The sequence below is a fragment of the Fusibacter sp. 3D3 genome (genome assembly GCF_001748365.1).
In the GTDB taxonomy this organism is placed as follows: Bacteria; Bacillota; Clostridia; order Peptostreptococcales; family Acidaminobacteraceae; genus Fusibacter_A.
Genome location: NZ_BDHH01000006.1, coordinates 121,223 through 138,281 on the forward strand (window position 1 = coordinate 121,223; position 17,059 = coordinate 138,281).

A 17,059-nucleotide genomic window follows, 5' to 3' on the forward strand; every position below is an offset into this window, starting at 1 on the left:
CCCCCTACTCAATAGATTCTTTAGGAACTTTAACACAAAAACGTGTGCCAATACCCGCTTTTGATTCTACTTCAATGCTACCGTTAAAAACATTTTCAACGATGTCCTTAACCAGCGATAATCCAATGCCTCTATTGGAATTACCCGTTTCATCATCATATTTTGTCGAATAGCCAGGATTAAAAATATAGGCCTGCATTTCAAGGGACATCCCCTTGCCATCATCTACTACAACAAATTCATGTCTGATTTCATTTTCATTGTGAAAAACTTCAACTTTACCGCCATTTTCAATAGCTTCAACACTATTGTTTATTAAATTTCTCAAAACTGACATCAATAAGTTATGTTCTTTAATCAAAGCATCACTGTGAACATGAAAAGTCAAAACAATAGGCACGTGACTCATTTCAAGTTGTCTTGTCAACGATAAGTGCAAAATTTTTGACAAATCGTTCAAAGACAATTTATCATTTGGCTTTTCCTTTAAAATAATCTCATCAATACCCTCTATTACTCTAAAATAATTCTTTTTAATTTCATGGACATCTTTTGCAATATTTAACGCCTTATTTTTTCGATGCGCTTCGTCTAGTTTATCATACTCTCTGTATAAGCTAAAAGCTTCATCCATAACAGATTCTACATGTTCGGTGTTGCTGTGTAAAAAGTAAATTTCACCTTTTAAATCTGATATAATGTTGAGCAGCATCCTATACCGCTCATCATGTTCTTCCTTTCGCAAAAATGAATTGTAATAATTAATTGAGACACAAAGTGTAACAGCAATTACCCCTCTTATTGCTGCCACAAGAAAGAGAGTTGCCATAACATTATTGGATGTATACTCCATAATGCCATATCTCGAAATAAATTCAGATGCATTACCCAAAAAATCACTCGCCATTGAGGCTAAGTATAATGTAAAAAGTGTTTTTCGTAAATCTTTATAAAAAATCAAATAGAAAATAAGGCCATAGGTCAGGTCAAAAAAAAGAAAATTAAAATCTGCCCAAAATGCAGCTTCGAAACTACCATAATAATAATAACCTGTAAAGGTCCTAAAAAGCAACCCAATACTTGCAATAAACAATGAAGCTACAATCGGATTTAAGCGTCTGTCAAAATAATAATAGATCGGTAAAATCGCCACGCCTAAATTTATCGTATAATGAGATGGCAAAATATTCATGCTAAAGCCTGATACAATGGCATCCACCATGGCTATCACAATCATTTTTTGAATCTGAATCACATTAAATTCTTTCCACCAGTTATTAATTTTCTTCAGTGCAAAATTCATAAAGCCTCCGGTGAATCCATAATCTTAAGAATGATATCTTGATGTTCTTCAACAGCTTTTACACCTGACTCAGTCAATTGATAACAGCCAAGTGAGACGCGTTCAAACCAGTTGTAATGATTATTTCTCAAAATCACGCCCGTTTTTTCAGGAGCGCCTAACGCTTTTAAGGTTTTTAGGGTCATAGGTGCACCCTGAGTTATATAATGTGCTATTAGGAGTGACTGTTCTCTGTATGCAGTCATCAGCTTACGCCTAGTGACGCCGCCATCATTAGAATCCGTTATTCTGGAATGAAATTCTTTTAAGAGTGCTTGCTTTTTTTTGTCCGCAATCCTCCTGCTTTTTTCAAAATCATAAGGGTTTGCTGCTATGATCTCTGACACATAAGGTTCCATGGATCTAAAGTTGACGGTTAATAAGCCCACATTTAATCGTCTGAGCAACAATTCTATTTTTTTAAACCGCTTACTTTCTAAAACCTTATATGCGTGCGGAACCGCAATGTAGACATAATCCACAATTTTTTGTCTTTCAACAGCCTGTAAGATCAGCTCTAAATTTAATTTGAGCTTCAGTTCAATTGCAATGGATATCTGCTCCTGTTCACAGGTATATATCCCTAACAAATCAATACTTTTCACCTCTGCTGCTACGGCACATCCTTTAGATCTTAACCACGCCTTGCACGGGTCACTTAAGGAGGCTTCATAAATTTTATCCATTATACCTCCATGCGCTTCTTGCGCGCATTTTTTTCTTGATACATGAGCTCATCTGCTTTTTTTATGGCTTCTCTATACACTCACTTCTATTAGTCCTAACCACATAGCCAAAAGAGGCTTCTAACAATGCCGAATACGACGATGGCTTGAGGTAAGGCACCAGATTCAATTTCAGCTTCTATTACTATTTTAATGTATATTGAGTATTTCTACAAACGAATAATGATTAGAGTGTCAAAACCCAAAAGCTGAGCAACTCTCAACATAAAAAAACTGTCATAAAGAAAATAAATTTCTATGACAGTTTTATCTATTTTAAAGCGACAACATGAAACTCACCCTGTGCCATTTGCTAAAACGGCGCAAACCCTTGATCGCTCCACCAGTCTTGAATTAAATGATCATACTCTGCTGAAAACTGTTCCAAATGAACCTTCTCCCATTTGGCAAGGACTTCAAATAATTTTTTGGCAGTTTCAAATGAAGTGTTATTCATTGCATCCTCATAGAATTTAACCGAAGCTCTTTCCATCTCTATGCCTATTCCAAACACAGATACAGCCATACTTGCTTGCTTGATTCTCACATTATCCCATTTAAAAATATCTGGAGAAGGTGGATTTTCAAGCAATGCCAGTGTGGTTTGATCTTGAGGATCTGTACTCAATTTTTTAAGTGCATCTTTTAGCCAGTCGATATGTTTAAGTTCCTCATTTGCTAGATCGAGAAAGGTCTTCTTAGAAGTTTCATTTTCAGCACTATATGCGGCCATTTTATAAAATTCATAGCCTTCTACTTCGTTTATAATCGCCTGTTTAAAAATTTGAATATCTTTTTCAACCATGATTTTCTCCCTTCTTATTTTGCAGCAAATTTTTTTGCCACATAGTAAAGTGGTCTCACCGCAACACCAGTACCACCTTTTGTATAAATACCCACTTGTTTATCTGTAAAAGCCGTTCCCGCGATATCCAGATGCACCCAAGGCTTATCTTGAACGAACTCACCGATAAAAAGCCCTGCCGTTATAGTCCCAGGGGATCCTGCCGTATTGGTCAAATCCGCTTCGTGATGTTTTAAAAGTGCTTTATATTCATCAAATATAGGTAATCTCCAAACATGCTCATTGGCTTTAGCAAAACTTTTACTCACTACTTCATAATAATCATCATTGTTGGAAATCGCACAAGTCGCATCATGCCCTAAACAATGAATCGCTGCACCTGTGAGAGTTGCCACATCTATAACTGCTGAAACATCCTCTTTTTCAACAATATAATGCACTGCATCAACCAATGTCAACCTGCCCTCGGCATCTGTATTGCCTATAAAAATACTTTTTTTAGCCATTGATGAGATAATATCCCCAGGCTTGTAACTCGCTCCAGAGATCATGTTCTCACAGGCCGCTATAACTGCGGTGACATTGACTTTTAAATTCAATTTGGAGATGGCGATCATGGCGCCAATAACTGCCGCTGCTCCGCCCATATCGTCTTTCATTGTCACCATACCTGAAGTGGGTTTTATAGACAAGCCGCCTGAATCATAAGTCAATCCTTTACCAACATAGCCCAGTCTGTGATCTGATCCTGGATTTCCAGTATATTTCATAATAATGAGCACTGGAGGTTGCGATGAACCCTTTGCTACTTCTAAGAACGCATTCATTTCAAGTGCTTCAATCTCACTTTTGTTTTTTAAAATCACTTCAAACCCATTGATGTTTCCATATGATTTTACAAGTTCCGCCAAATGGAGTGGCGTGAGTTTGTTCGCTGGTAAATTGATCAAGTGACGCGCAATCTTGTTGGATTCGCCTAAGATAACCCCCTCTTCTAAAGCGCCCTTTTCAAAATCACCCAAAAGATAAATATGCTCAACTTGTTTTGCTTCAAAATCACTTTTATATTCTGAAAATTCATAATCTGCCATTATAAGTGATTCAGACATCAAGACGGTTCTTTTCCTTGAAGAATCCATGTATTGCGTGATCAACCTTGCCATGATTAGAATAGACTTCGAGCACTTTGTCTTTAAACTTCTAAAAATGTCCGCTAAGCCATTTTGTAATTTAATTGTAGAAAAAGTATCATTGTTACCAAGACCTAAAATAGCAATATTTAAATAATCATTTTTCACTTTGATTGTGCCATAATTGATTTCACCAATCTTGCCTTTATACGATGCTTTATCCTTTAATCCCTTCATATAGCTCATCAGCTCAGAACTCAAATCTGCGGGAAGCTCTGAGGGCAACTCTAACGACTCATCCACTAACAAGACCATTGCATCCTCAAGACTTGTTATATTATCAACAATTTCTAACTTCATTTCGCGCCTCCTATTTATTTTGTACACTACTTTATTTATTCCATCATATCATTTAATTTAAACAATTATTGCATTAATTATTTTTTAAACGATTCTTAATAACTCAAATTCATTTTCCTGCGTTTAAAAGTTCAATTCTTGGGTATAAAGTTTTCCGAAAAAAATAGACGCATAAAAGATGCAAGTCTGCTAGTATTTAGTTTGGTAAACGCATCATATGGTAAAGGGTTGCTCAACTTTTTATTTTTGACACTCTGATCTTATATCTTTAAATAAGGAGTTCTTATGCAAAATTACACAAAACCAGATATGTCCAAATGGACAGGTAGAATTGACCATACAGAAAACTATGACGCTTTTAGATGGCATCAATGGGTTAAACCACTTGACTTAAAAGACTGTTTAAAAACACATAGTGAATTTACTGTTGGAATTGCTTTTCTCGGCTTTTGCAGCGATGAAGGTGTTAGAAGAAACTTAGGAAGAACCGGTGCTGCAAAGGGCCCTAATACGATCCGTAAAGAACTTTGTAATATGCCCTGTAGTTTTTCACCTACACTAAAACTCTTTGATGCGGGCGATATCCATTGTATCGAGGGTGATCTTGAAACCGCTCAGCATGATTTGGCCTTGGCCGTTTCTCAAATAATAGAACTCGGTCTTTTTCCGATTGTCTTGGGAGGAGGGCATGAAGTTGCCCTTGGGACTTATAACGGTCTTATAAGCCAGAGCCATTTTGACGCACTAAACCCACTGGGGATTATTAACTTTGATGCTCATTTTGATATAAGACCTTATGAAACTCAAGGCTCATCTGGCACTATGTTTAGACAGATTTCAGATCAATGCATCCGAAATCAAACGCCTTTCAATTACTTTTGTATCGGCATTCAAAAAAGAGGCAATACCATTGATCTCTTTAAAACCGCTAGAAACCTTAATATTCAATATTTGATGGCCAAAGATATCGGTGAAGGTGATTTGATTAAAGCTTTTGAACAATTGGATCACTTTATAGAAGCGCAAAGTAATCTTTATGTCACCATTTGCACAGATGTTTTTTCTTCTGCATTTGCTCCAGGAGTAAGCGCCAGCCAACCTTTGGGATTACATCCCGAACGTCTGCTAAAATTTTTCAAACATATTTTTAGAAGCAACAAGGTCATCGCATTTGATATTGCAGAGGTCTCGCCACGTTTTGACCACGACAATATCACTGCAAACTTAGCGGCGACCTTTATTTTTTCAGCTGTTAATGCAATTGCACACAATCATAATATTGCGCTATAGAAAAAGCACGACTTTCTTTTGGAGATTTACTCCAATTCGAAAATCGTGCTTTTTTAACTCAAATAGCTTTCACTCTATTTAAACTTTTCGACGAGGACTTTAAAGACCTTTTCTGTCTGCTCTGGATCTGCTTTGCCTTCTGTCCTTTTCATCATTTGTCCCATAAAAGCACCCATTGCTTTTTCTTTTCCACCTAAGAAATCTTTAATAATCATCGGTTTTTCCTTTAATATAATTTCAGCCTCAGCCGTTAATCTTTCAACATCTTTTAGAACTTCTAAATCATACTTTTTAAGGATGTCTTTAACAGCGCCTTGTTCTTCAACTAAATAGCCCATGGCTCTCTTTGCAAGCGAGGGATTAAGCGTTCCCTTTTCAATGCACATCACAAGCTCTGACAATGCTTCAGGCTTAATTTTAAAGATTATTGCTTCATCATCACCATAACTGTTTTTGAAACTATCTGTCATCATCAGATTCGCAAGTGTAGAGGGTGTCTCCACATGATTGACGCCAATCTCAAAATAGTCAGACAGTTGTTTTTGAGCGGTTAACTGTTCAGCTGCATCAGCTGCGAGTTTATATTTTTCCATATAAGTTCTTTTGCGTTCATCTGGTAATATAGGAAGCTCTGATTGAATTTGATCCATTTTCGCATCGCTTATCACGATAGTTGCAAGATCTGGATCTGGAAAATATCTATAATCATGAGCGTCTTCTTTGGTTCTCATGGAATAGGACTCCCCTTTGATCGCATCCCATCTCCTGGTCTCTTGAATGATGACTTCACCCGACTCAACCGCTCTTATTTGTCTTTTCGTCTCATGTTCTATGGCATTTTTAATAAAGGCAAAAGAGTTGAGGTTCTTCATCTCTGTACGCGTTCCAAATTCAGGCTCTCCCTTTTTGCGTACAGACAAGTTCACATCGCATCTAAAAGAACCTTCATTGAGCTTGCAGTCTGAAATCTCAGTATAGAGTAAGATCGATCTCAACTTCTTAAGATAGGCGATGGCTTCATCTGCATTTCTCATATCGGGTTCAGATACAATTTCAACAAGTGGCACACCACATCTGTTATAGTCAATCAAAGTGCCCTCATTTAAATCATGCATGAGCTTACCCGCATCTTCTTCTATGTGAATTCTGGTGATCCCAATGCGCTTATCCTTACCCTGAACGCTGATGTCCACGAACCCTTCTTTACAAAGTGGCAAATCGTATTGAGAAATCTGATATGCCTTTGGTAAATCGGGATAGAAATAGTTTTTACGATCTTGTCTGCCGATTCTCGTGATATCACAATGTGTTGCAAGACCTGCTTTTACAGCATAATCTACCACGGTTTCATTGAGCACAGGAAGTGTTCCCGGAAAGCCCATACAAATCGGACAACACTGTGTGTTCGGTTTTGCACCAAAAACCGTAGAGCAACCACAAAAGATTTTACTCTTGGTTTTCAGCTCAACATGGACTTCAAGTCCTATGACGACTTCATATTTATTTAACATATAATTGCCCCCTTTCTTTAGCTTCTAATTCATAGGCATGTCCCACTCTTAAAAGCATGCCTTCATCAAAGTGTTTCCCTATAAGCTGCATACCGATTGGCATACCGTCTTTATCAAAACCACAATTGATGGAAATAGCCGGCAAACCTGCGATGTTAACAGGTACAGTGTAGATATCCCCAAGGTACATTTTAAGGGCGTCTTCTGAGCAATCATCAAATCCATATGCTGTAGTGGGTGCCACTGGGGCAAGCACCACATCGTAATGTTGAAAGAGCATCTCAAACTCATTCATGATCAAGGTCTTTACTTTTAAAGCTTTCTTATAATACGCATCATAATAACCAGAACTGAGTGCATAAGTGCCTAGGAGAATTCTACGCTTGACTTCATCGCCAAATCCATAACGTCTTGAACGCGAATACAAAGTATCAAGAGAGTCAAACTCGGGATGTCTATAACCATATTTAATCCCATCAAAACGTGCTAAGTTTGAAGACGCTTCGGCAGATGAAATGATGTAGTAAGCAGGAAGTGCATGCTTTAACGATTTTAAAGAAACCGTTTCCACAACTGCCCCCATAGCTTCTAGTGTCTTCGCTGATTTTAAAATCGCCGCTTTGACTTCTTCATCTATGCCTTCTTCCATGAAGTCAACTGGCAGTGCCACTCTGATGCCTTTGATATCGCGTTTGCGAATTTGATCTAATGAAAACTCAGGCGATGTTAATGAAGTAGAATCCATAGGATCTTTTTTCATCAGATGCGGTAAAACAAGTGCCATGTCCTCCACCGTTTTTGTAAAAGGGCCGATTTGATCAAGTGACGATGCGAATGCGATTAAACCATATCTGGAGATACTACCATAAGTAGGTTTCATACCCACTACGCCACAAAAACTCGCTGGCTGTCTGATGGAACCACCGGTGTCTGATCCAAGTGTGTACAGTGCTTCATCACTGGCAACTGCTGCTGCTGATCCACCACTACTGCCTCCAGGTACTCTATCTAAATTAACTGGATTTTTTGTCTTTTTAAAGTAAGAATGCTCTGTAGTAGAACCCATTGCAAATTCATCCATGTTGAGTTTGCCTAAAACAACTGCTCTTGACGATTTTAACTGTTTTACCACAGTGGCATCAAAAGGGGCGTGATAATTTTCAAGCATCTTACTGCCGCAAGTGGTGGGCATTTCAAGTGTGGACATATTGTCCTTAATCGCCATTGGAATTCCCGCTAGGGTCCCCAATTTTTCGCCACTTGCTCTGAGTTGATCCACAGTTCTTGCCGTTTCACCTGCAGTTTCAAATGCAAAATGCAGATAGGCATTGATTTCATTATCGCTCTCTTTAATTTTTGCTATATAAGCATTCGTGAGTTCTTCACTACTGATTTGTTTTTGATTGAGAAGCACATTCGCTTCAGCCAGTGTTAGTTTTGTTAAAGTGCTCATGTGTTTCCTCCTATTCTACTGTTTTAGGGACAAAAATACAGTTTTCTGTGACTTGAGCTGCGTTTTTGAGTAGCGCTTTGGAATCTTCAAAAGTAATCACTGAATCGACTCTAAATACATTTTCTGCATTTGAAAGGCTTTCTTTCATATGGACACTTGAAGTGTCCACATCGCTGAGTTGATCTGCAAAAGCGATGATTTTCATCAAGTCACTTGTAAGGGTCTCTTTCTCAGCTTCATCCAGCTCAATTCTAGATAACTTCGCCACATGTTCTATAACTTCATGTGTCATTTGTGGTGCTTCATGCTTTGGCGCATGTGTTCCTTCTAAATAGATTGAAAGCTCATCTAACTGTGTCCTGTTCACTTCTGATGGTGATTGTGTCATGGCACAAGAAGCATCTTTCATCTTAGGAAATGCGATGACATCTCTGATACTTTCGGCACCTACCATGAGCATGATCAAGCGGTCAAGTCCAAATGCAAAGCCACCATGTGGCGGTACGCCATATTCAAATGCGCTGAGTAAAAAGCCAAATCGCTCTTTGGCTTCCTCTTCGGAAAAACCAAGCAGTTTAAACATTCTCGACTGAATACCGCTATCATGAATCCGAATACTGCCACTGCCGAGTTCCACGCCGTTGAGCACAATATCATAAGCTTTTGCACGTACTTTTTCTGGTGCGGTTTCGAACAGCTCCAAATCTTCATCTTTAGGCATTGTAAAGGGATGATGCATAGCCACATATCTTTTTTCTTCCTCAGACCATTCTAGTAATGGAAAATCAGTCACCACGACGAAAGCATAATCCTTGTCGTTTCTAAGACCCATCATATCTCCAATCATTAGCCTTAAACTACCAAGGACACTCAGTGCCAACTCTTTTTTATCCGCTGAGAAGATGAGTAAATCCCCTGGTTTCGCTTCTGTTTTTTCCAAGATCGCCTCAATATCAGCTTCTTTGAAGAATTTGGTGATGACAGATTTCAAACTGCCATCTGCTTCAACCGCAATCCACGCCATCCCTTTGCCACCTAGAGACATCGCGTGATGTGTCAGCGCTTCTATTTGAGTTCTTGTAAAAGACGCACCACCCTTAATATTAAGCGCCTTAACGATTCCTCCACGATTTACCACCGATCTAAACACTTCGAACTCACACGCTCTACAGATTTCTGTTAAATCAATCATTGGAAAGCCAAATCTTAAATCGGGCTTATCAACACCATAGAGTGACATGGATTCCGCGTATGTGATGCGATTAAATGGCGTCTTAAGGGTAAGCCCTTTAACTTTTTGAAATAATTCTGCAAAGAGGCCTTCGAGAAGTTCAATAATATCTTCTTCATCCACAAAAGAAAGTTCCATGTCGATTTGAGTAAATTCGGGCTGTCTATCCGCTCTTAAATCCTCATCTCTAAAACATTTTGCCACTTGAAAATAACGATCAATTCCACCGACCATCAATAATTGCTTGTAAATTTGTGGTGACTGCGGCAGACCATAGAATGTCCCTTTTTTAAGGCGACTTGGCACTAAGAAATCGCGTGCGCCCTCAGGTGTACTCTTGCTTAAAATTGGGGTTTCAACTTCCATGAACTCTTTGTTTTCGAGAAAAGATCTCGCTGCATTGGTCACTTGTTGTCTCAATTTTAAGTTTCTGAGTATATCGGGTCTTCTCAGGTCTAAAAATCTATATTTTAATCTCAATTCTTCCCTTACATTTGAGTTTTCCTCGATCATAAAAGGCGGCGTATGTGCTTTTGAAAGAATCGTCAATTCATCTGCTCTAACATCTATTTTGCCTGTTGGAATCAATGGATTAATCGTATCTTCCGATCGCTTCTCAACCAAACCTTTCACTTGAATCACATATTCACTTCTAATGCCCTCAGCATGATTAAACATCTCCACTGGCAAATCTTTTTGATCTAATATGATCTGAGTAATCCCTGTTTTATCCCTTAAATCTAGAAATATCACACCACCTAGGTCTCTTCTTCTTTGAACCCATCCAGATAGTGCCACAGATTCATCAATATTAGATTCACTTAACCTACCGCAATAATGCGTTCTTTCAAATTTCTTCATAACTGCCTCCTTTGCTTATGCTGTATCGAAAATCAGCCTAGAATCGATATCATGTTTGACATTTACGTTGCTTAAAATCAAAATTTTAAACCTTATTTCTTGAAAAACAACGTAAAAAAAGCCTTCATCCCTATAAAAGGGACGAAAGCTACTTCCGCGGTACCACCCAGATTGATCTAAAAAGATCCTGCTCATCGATACGGACTTAAAGTCGATATCTACTGACGATAACGTGTCAGGAAACGTCTAATCCTACTGTTAGTTCGGTTAGAAACTCAGAGATGTTCTTCTTTCAAAAATCCGTACTGATCTTTCACCATCATCAGCTCGCTTCCACTACCATTTTGAAATACTCTTCTCGTCCTCGTTTTTAATTTGATTATTTTCTTGTGATTATAATATGTCTTAAGGCTCTTGTCAATATATTTCATTAAATTAATTTTTAAGTTCTACCACTTCACCATCTTTAATATAGCTTTGCCCCTTCACTATAATCTGTTTATCCAAAAGTTCCTTATCGCTTTTAATTTCAACGTATTCGCCTTTTGTAAGTCCCAGTTCAACGGGCACTTTAACTGCGCTATTTGCCTCTAATAAAAACACAAAAGTTTTTGACCCTTCATATATAATTGCTGTATTCGGCGCTAATGTCGCTTTATATTCATCTGTAATAAATTTAACCTCAACATAATCTCCAATAAAGACTGAATCCGTTTTATTTTTGAGCTCAACCTCTACTTTATAAAGTTTGTTAACAGGATCTGGAATAAGTTCCATGTTAGTCACTACCCCTTCAATCACATCCCTTTGATCATTCGAAAATGTAATGATCGCACGTGTGCCAATGCTAAGTTCCTGCAAGGTAGAACTGGTGACCATTGTTTTCACATAAAGTATATCGCGATTCACTATGCTAATGGCCTTCTGATTTGAAATCTTCTGTCCCTTTTTCACGTAGATGCCTGCAATTTCGCCCTCAATTGTACTGGTTAGCAATCGATCGTCCACTGCTTTTTTTAGATTTTGAACTTGATTATTGTAGTTGTTGCGCGCGTCATCATACTGCATTTCTAAGGTTTCCATTTGTGTTTTTAAGGTATCCACACTGGATTGCGTGGCGAAACCATTTTCTAGAAGCTCTGATTGCTTTAAAAAATTATCGCGCAAAGCATTCAGTTGTATTTTAAAATTATCTCTAATCGTTCTAAGTTGGCTTTCCTGTGCATTATAAGTGGTTTTAACTTGGTCTGTGCTCAATTTAATAAGCGGTGTATCCATCGAAACCACATCGCCTGCTTTTACTAAAATTGAATCGACCTCGCCTGTCCCGCTTAAGAACAAATCCACTTGATTTTGTGGGCTTATCTCTCCAAAACTAGAGTAAAAAGCCTGCACATCGTCATTGATAACAGACATGGTCTCCACCACTGTAAGTTGCGGTTTTAATGCTTGGGTAACCTCTTCTGCTTGACTTTGACATCCTGCCAATAATAATACTACTAAGAACATCATAGCCAGTATGCCTTTATTGTATTTACTTTTCATAGGGCTCAACCCCCTTTCTGTCTTTGAAGGACTCCATTAAATGATAAATTGTGGGTATAAAAATCAAAGTCATTAAAGTTGTCATCATGAGTCCAAAGATGAGCGCAAAGCTAAACTGAGCATAATAGGCTTCTTTAAATGCAAGCGGTAAAACACCACTGATCGTCGTCAGGGTTGTGGCAAGTACTGGATTAAATCGAGTTAGTCCTGCTTCTTTAATGGCCACTTTAAGTGGCGTGCCTTCTTGGCGCAAATAATTCATATAGTCTATAAGCACAATGGCATCGTTTACTGCAATGCCAACGAGTGCCACCAATCCCATGAAGGCATAAAATCCAAAATCGTTTCCTGTGATAACGAGCCCCCAAATGACGCCTATTATTGCCATTGGTATTGTGGATAAAATGACAAAGGGTTGTATGATGGACCGAAATTGTATTGTCAATATGATGAAGACTAAAAATACAGCTAATATCATACTTTGAAAAAGATATCCAAAATTTTCTTGAATGCCCTCAGAATCTCCAGAATATATAATGCGAATGCCTTTTGGCAACTTGTTTTCATCATAATCGGATTTGATTTTGCGCGTCATATCATTGCTGTTATAACCTGATTTTAAATCTGCACTCACTGAGATCACGCGTTCACCATCTTCTCTTGAAATATTAGAAATACCCTGTTCAATTTGAATATCACTTATGCTATGAAGCGGAATCATCATGCCATTTTGAGTGGCTATAAAGAGACTTTTAAGAGATCCTAAATCATCTATTTCTTCTGATTCCCTCTTTATAATCACATCCACTTCATCATTATTGACACGCATCGTCGTCGCTTCAACGCCACTAAGTTCACCTCTGAGCTGTAGCGCAACGGTACTTACATTTGTGCCAAGTTGTGTTGCTTTTAATTTATCAATACCAATTTTAATCTGAGGCACACCTACGGAAACAGAGGCCTCTATATTATAAACCCCCTCTGTATTTTTCAAGTAATTGCTTACTTCTTTTGAAAAACTATAAGTTTCTTCAAGATTTTCACCTTGTATCTTGAGTACGATCGGTTTACCTACAGGAGGCCCAGATGCAATCCCATTGATTGAAATCTTAGCACCACTTATTTTTGACGTCTGTTCCTGTAATGCCTCTAAAACTTCATACCCATTGCGAATGCTATTATCTATCGCCACACTAAATTTAATATAATCGATTTCAGTACCCCCAACGGTCACATTATAAGACTTTACAGCATCGTTGCTCACCAACATGGCCTCAATTTCTGAAGCAACTTTCTCATTTTGCACAAGTGTTGTACCACCGGGTGTATCCACCAAAATCTCCAGTGTATCAGGTTCATTCTTAGGGAAAAACGAGACTTTTAGAAGACCCGTTCCAAAAGCAGAAACGCTTATGACAAGAAGTAATAGCCCCACAAGGATCACCAGAAAACTTCTTCTTTTTTTAGAGACAATCCATGCCACAATACGGCCATATAACCTTGTTAAGCGCGTATCTTCAAACCCTTCATCTCCAATTGTTATTACTTTTAGTGCCATGAGCCCCGTGAAAATAAACATCATTACAAGTGCTAAAAGCCTATTGCCTGCAAAACTAAAAGCATAATAACTGAGTCCTGCGACCAAAAAAATAGCCGCACTATTTTTGAGCCATTTTATTTTGCCTGTACTGTGTTTTTTTTGATCTTTTAAAAGCCTTGAAGCAATACTCGGTGTAATCACTAGGGAAATAAATAAAGAAACCGTAAGTGTGATCATAATCGTAAGAGGAATTGTCGATACAAAAGCACCTAGTATGCCCGGCAGAATAACCAGTGGAAAAAAGGCTGCTAAAGTGGTCAGTGTAGCCGACACGATTGGAAAACCTACTTGATTTGTCCCTAAAAAAGCGGCCTCTTTTCGGTTAAATCCAAGTTTCTTAATCCGATCTATGTTTTCCATGACGATTATGGAGTTATCCACAAGTAGGCCAAGTGCAACGATCAAACCTAAAATCGCAAAAGTGTTAAATGTAATGCCAAACAGATTTAGAAGCCCTAAAGTACCCAGTAGACTCAAGGGAATGGTAATCGAAACAATTAAAGATTCTCTGATCCCAATAAATAAAAATAAGACTATGATAACAACGATTAAGCCCGATAAAGCACTCGATTGAATATTGGATAAATCTTCACCCACACGTTTTGCCATGTTATCGGAGATGTAAATCGTTGCATCCTCTGGGTAAGCACTGCCTTTTAAAGCTTGTATCTTAGACTCTACGGCTTCACTTGTGCCAATGACATCACTATTTACTTTGCGATTTACTTTCATAAAAATAGAATTCTGTGAAAGCGCCGTTTGACCCTTTATAAAAGTTTTGTTGATGACATCGACAGGTGCTACACCAAAAGTAACCTGACCTAAGTCCTTAATGAAAACCTGTTGGCCAGACCGACCGATCACAACGACGTTTTTGATTTCATCCAAGACCTTAAAGGATTCATCTATCCTTATTGTGTATCTGACGCCATTGAGTTCAGAATCTCCAATGGGCAAACTTACATTAGAAGCTTTAATCGCATTTTTAATATCGGATAGCGTTATATTATAAGTCAACATTTTACTTTCACTGGTAACGATGTGAATTTCCTTAACCGTTGTACCAAACAAATCTACACTGTCTACGCCTTTTATGCTTTCAAGTTCACCTTTAAGAGTCTCTGCAATTTGCGTGAGAGCTTCGGCATCATAGGCCCCGTTGACACTGATGTTCATAAGTGGTATCTCAGAAGTTTTAAAAATGACACTTTTGGGTACTTGAACACCTTCAGAGAATTCAATTTCTCTTAGCGCATTATCCACTTCTATTTTCTTGTTTTCAATATCAACACTTTCTTTAAAAGATACGCTAATCACCGAAAAGCCAAAAGTTGAATCTGACTGAATTGTATCTATATCTTCGAAGTCTTTCACCTTATTCTCAATCTTTTCTGTCACGAGCAGTTCAACATCTTCAGGACTTGCACCTGGATAAACCGTCTGTATTGTGATCGCTGGAAATACAATCTCTGGCAATGACTCCTTGGGTAAGGCGATAAGGCCCACCACCCCAATACTGATGATCATAACCATTAACAGAATTGACAATTGAAATTGGTTTATAAAAACATTTGATAATTTTCCGATGATATTGATCTTCATTTTGCTTTCTCTCAAATCTTTATTTGAACTCATTTAATCACCTCCAAAAGTTCCTCATATTCTGAAACAACTGTAAGATCAATGCTTTTATTTGAAATTTTAATTTTTAAAGCTGCTTTTCCCCCGACTACAAATCGTTTTTGAGCTAAAATAATATCATTTTGAACCCTGTCCATATATGCATTTAAGTCGACCTCAAATTCTTGCATCGTTATTGATAAGATAACCATGTCAATTTCATTTTTACGAACAAATTCGGATAAAGCTTCCACTGGCACTGATGTCCCAATAAAAAAGGTCTCCACGCCCGCAAAACTCAATAAATGCATAATCATCTTTATGGGCATCGTATGCGCTTCTTGAGGCACGGCCATTCCAACTACTCTGATAGCTTTAACGCTTTTAGCTTTAACGCCCTCATACTCGACCTTATGATAAACTTCATCCATAATGATGTCGATTTTTCGGGTTATAAAGTGCTCATCTGCCGAAGTAATCATCCCCGTTTCCCAAAGCCAACCAATCTTTGCCAGTGCATATCTAAACACTTTTAGATAGATTTCATTAGGTGAGATGCCATTATCAAGCATATGCGCAAGAATTACATAGGCTGCTTTATACTCTTCTTTCATGACACTTTTGAGAAAAATATCCGAAATCTCAATCCAATCCGTTTTTTCATGAACTCTACACAGGAGTTCATCTAGCGTTACATCAAAATGATCTGCAAGCTTGATCAAAATTTCACGATTAGGTACGCGATAACCACTTTCGTAATTGGCAACTGCTGACTGTGCAATCCCTATATTTTCGGCAAGTGTCTTTTGACTCAGTTTAGATGTCTTTCTCAATTTTTTTAATTGTTCTCCCAAAGATGCCATAGCGACTAATCTCCTTTTTAGCTTAATACCCACAGCCGTGATATTGAAACATAAATATCACACCGCGAGATTATTGTTTTTTTTCGTGATTTTTCACCTGCCATCTCCATAAAAAAAAGCGTTCAAACAATAATTGATCTACAAAATTATTGTTTAATCGCTCTTTGAAGTTGCATATGAAATTTGAACACCTGTAAGTAATAGTCTACTCTTTATAAGGCTTACAAAGTATTGTCTAACATCCTATTGATGATTTGATGAACATCTTTTCGAAACCACGGTTTAGAAATGAAATAGTCAATATTCTGCTGATTGAAATTATGCACGAGCAAATCCGTATCATCATGAGCGGACATAAGCACTCTAATAATATAGGGTTTTCTTTTTTTACAAAAGCGAATAATCTCTACGCCAGAAATCGAGGGCATCCGTTGATCACAAATCACCATTGAAAAATCATTTTGCTCTATAAGGTCCATAGCATACATGGGATTGATAGTCGTTGTCACTTCAATTGGTAACTTCAGCCAATCTATCTCTCTTTTTAGTGCACCTACTATCTGAGATTCATCATCCACTATTAAAATTTTCTTATTTATACACATATTCTTCACCACTCTCTTTCATCAATAAAAAATCTGACATTATAATATTTTTACCCTATATAAAAATGTAAAAACACCAAACGTCATAATTTTCACAAATACTTGAGTCGTTTTACTT

The 17,059-nt window shown here is 37.8% G+C and carries 12 protein-coding genes and 1 other annotated feature; of the genes, 1 reads left to right on the plus strand and 11 read right to left on the minus strand.

Translation table 11 applies throughout. The features are described 5' to 3' along the window. Nucleotides 1–4: 4 nt before the first annotated feature. From F3D3_RS08940 to F3D3_RS08955, 4 genes are all read right to left on the minus strand, one after another. The gene (locus tag F3D3_RS08940) at nucleotides 5–1,303 is read right to left on the minus strand and encodes a HAMP domain-containing sensor histidine kinase (RefSeq protein ID WP_069873149.1); all 1,299 of its coding nucleotides are present in this window, start codon (nucleotides 1,301–1,303) and stop codon (nucleotides 5–7) included. Then, the gene (locus F3D3_RS08945; protein WP_069873151.1) at nucleotides 1,300–2,028 is read right to left on the minus strand and encodes a DUF2161 domain-containing phosphodiesterase; all 729 of its coding nucleotides are present in this window, start codon (nucleotides 2,026–2,028) and stop codon (nucleotides 1,300–1,302) included. The genes F3D3_RS08940 and F3D3_RS08945 overlap by 4 nt, the downstream gene beginning before the upstream one ends. Nucleotides 2,029–2,380: 352 nt before the next feature. Then, nucleotides 2,381–2,872 carry a ferritin family protein gene (locus tag F3D3_RS08950; protein ID WP_069873153.1) on the minus strand — a complete coding sequence of 164 codons (492 nt, stop codon included), beginning with the start codon at nucleotides 2,870–2,872 and terminating at the stop codon, nucleotides 2,381–2,383. Between the two features lie 14 nt (nucleotides 2,873–2,886). Further along, the gene (locus tag F3D3_RS08955; protein WP_069873155.1) at nucleotides 2,887–4,362 is read right to left on the minus strand and encodes a leucyl aminopeptidase; all 1,476 of its coding nucleotides are present in this window, start codon (nucleotides 4,360–4,362) and stop codon (nucleotides 2,887–2,889) included. 285 nt (nucleotides 4,363–4,647) lie between these two features. On the opposite strand from F3D3_RS08955, the gene hutG reads away from it, so the two are divergent. Continuing rightward, nucleotides 4,648–5,652: a formimidoylglutamase gene (gene hutG / locus F3D3_RS08960; RefSeq protein ID WP_069873157.1), complete on the plus strand. Its 1,005-nt coding sequence runs from the start codon at nucleotides 4,648–4,650 to the stop codon at nucleotides 5,650–5,652. Nucleotides 5,653–5,726: 74 nt separating this feature from the next. On the opposite strand, the gene gatB is transcribed toward hutG, so the two are convergent. From gatB to F3D3_RS08995, 7 genes are all read right to left on the minus strand, one after another. Further along, complete coding sequence (gatB, locus tag F3D3_RS08965) at nucleotides 5,727–7,163, minus strand: Asp-tRNA(Asn)/Glu-tRNA(Gln) amidotransferase subunit GatB (RefSeq protein WP_069873159.1); 1,437 nt, start codon at nucleotides 7,161–7,163, stop codon at nucleotides 5,727–5,729. Continuing rightward, the gene (gene gatA, locus F3D3_RS08970) at nucleotides 7,153–8,616 is read right to left on the minus strand and encodes an Asp-tRNA(Asn)/Glu-tRNA(Gln) amidotransferase subunit GatA (RefSeq protein ID WP_069873161.1); all 1,464 of its coding nucleotides are present in this window, start codon (nucleotides 8,614–8,616) and stop codon (nucleotides 7,153–7,155) included. The genes gatB and gatA overlap by 11 nt, the downstream gene beginning before the upstream one ends. Nucleotides 8,617–8,626: 10 nt before the next feature. After that, complete coding sequence (gene aspS / locus F3D3_RS08975) at nucleotides 8,627–10,708, minus strand: aspartate--tRNA ligase (protein WP_069873163.1); 2,082 nt, start codon at nucleotides 10,706–10,708, stop codon at nucleotides 8,627–8,629. A gap of 134 nt (nucleotides 10,709–10,842) precedes the next feature. Next, nucleotides 10,843–11,082 (minus strand) — a binding site (T-box leader). Nucleotides 11,083–11,143: 61 nt separating this feature from the next. Then, nucleotides 11,144–12,253, minus strand: coding sequence for an efflux RND transporter periplasmic adaptor subunit (locus tag F3D3_RS08980; RefSeq protein ID WP_069873165.1), 1,110 nt, complete (start codon nucleotides 12,251–12,253; stop codon nucleotides 11,144–11,146). Further along, the gene (locus F3D3_RS08985) at nucleotides 12,243–15,488 is read right to left on the minus strand and encodes an efflux RND transporter permease subunit (protein ID WP_069873166.1); all 3,246 of its coding nucleotides are present in this window, start codon (nucleotides 15,486–15,488) and stop codon (nucleotides 12,243–12,245) included. The genes F3D3_RS08980 and F3D3_RS08985 overlap by 11 nt, the downstream gene beginning before the upstream one ends. Continuing rightward, nucleotides 15,485–16,336: a helix-turn-helix domain-containing protein gene (locus tag F3D3_RS08990; protein ID WP_069873168.1), complete on the minus strand. Its 852-nt coding sequence runs from the start codon at nucleotides 16,334–16,336 to the stop codon at nucleotides 15,485–15,487. The genes F3D3_RS08985 and F3D3_RS08990 overlap by 4 nt, the downstream gene beginning before the upstream one ends. 221 nt (nucleotides 16,337–16,557) lie before the next feature. Further along, nucleotides 16,558–16,941, minus strand: a complete 384-nt coding sequence (locus F3D3_RS08995; protein ID WP_069873170.1) for a response regulator — start codon at nucleotides 16,939–16,941, stop codon at nucleotides 16,558–16,560. Between the last annotated feature and the right edge of the window lie 118 nt (nucleotides 16,942–17,059).

Coding starts and splice junctions, on each gene's coding strand:
- gatB (WP_069873159.1), bottom strand. CDS start 7,163: ATGTTAAATAAATATGAAGTCGTCATAGGACTTGAAGTCCATGTTGAG.
- F3D3_RS08945 (WP_069873151.1), bottom strand. CDS start 2,028: ATGGATAAAATTTATGAAGCCTCCTTAAGTGACCCGTGCAAGGCGTGG.
- F3D3_RS08990 (WP_069873168.1), bottom strand. CDS start 16,336: ATGGCATCTTTGGGAGAACAATTAAAAAAATTGAGAAAGACATCTAAA.
- F3D3_RS08985 (WP_069873166.1), bottom strand. CDS start 15,488: ATGAGTTCAAATAAAGATTTGAGAGAAAGCAAAATGAAGATCAATATC.
- F3D3_RS08980 (WP_069873165.1), bottom strand. CDS start 12,253: ATGAAAAGTAAATACAATAAAGGCATACTGGCTATGATGTTCTTAGTA.
- F3D3_RS08995 (WP_069873170.1), bottom strand. CDS start 16,941: ATGTGTATAAATAAGAAAATTTTAATAGTGGATGATGAATCTCAGATA.
- aspS (WP_069873163.1), bottom strand. CDS start 10,708: ATGAAGAAATTTGAAAGAACGCATTATTGCGGTAGGTTAAGTGAATCT.
- F3D3_RS08955 (WP_069873155.1), bottom strand. CDS start 4,362: ATGAAGTTAGAAATTGTTGATAATATAACAAGTCTTGAGGATGCAATG.
- gatA (WP_069873161.1), bottom strand. CDS start 8,616: ATGAGCACTTTAACAAAACTAACACTGGCTGAAGCGAATGTGCTTCTC.
- F3D3_RS08940 (WP_069873149.1), bottom strand. CDS start 1,303: ATGAATTTTGCACTGAAGAAAATTAATAACTGGTGGAAAGAATTTAAT.
- F3D3_RS08950 (WP_069873153.1), bottom strand. CDS start 2,872: ATGGTTGAAAAAGATATTCAAATTTTTAAACAGGCGATTATAAACGAA.
- hutG (WP_069873157.1), top strand. CDS start 4,648: ATGCAAAATTACACAAAACCAGATATGTCCAAATGGACAGGTAGAATT.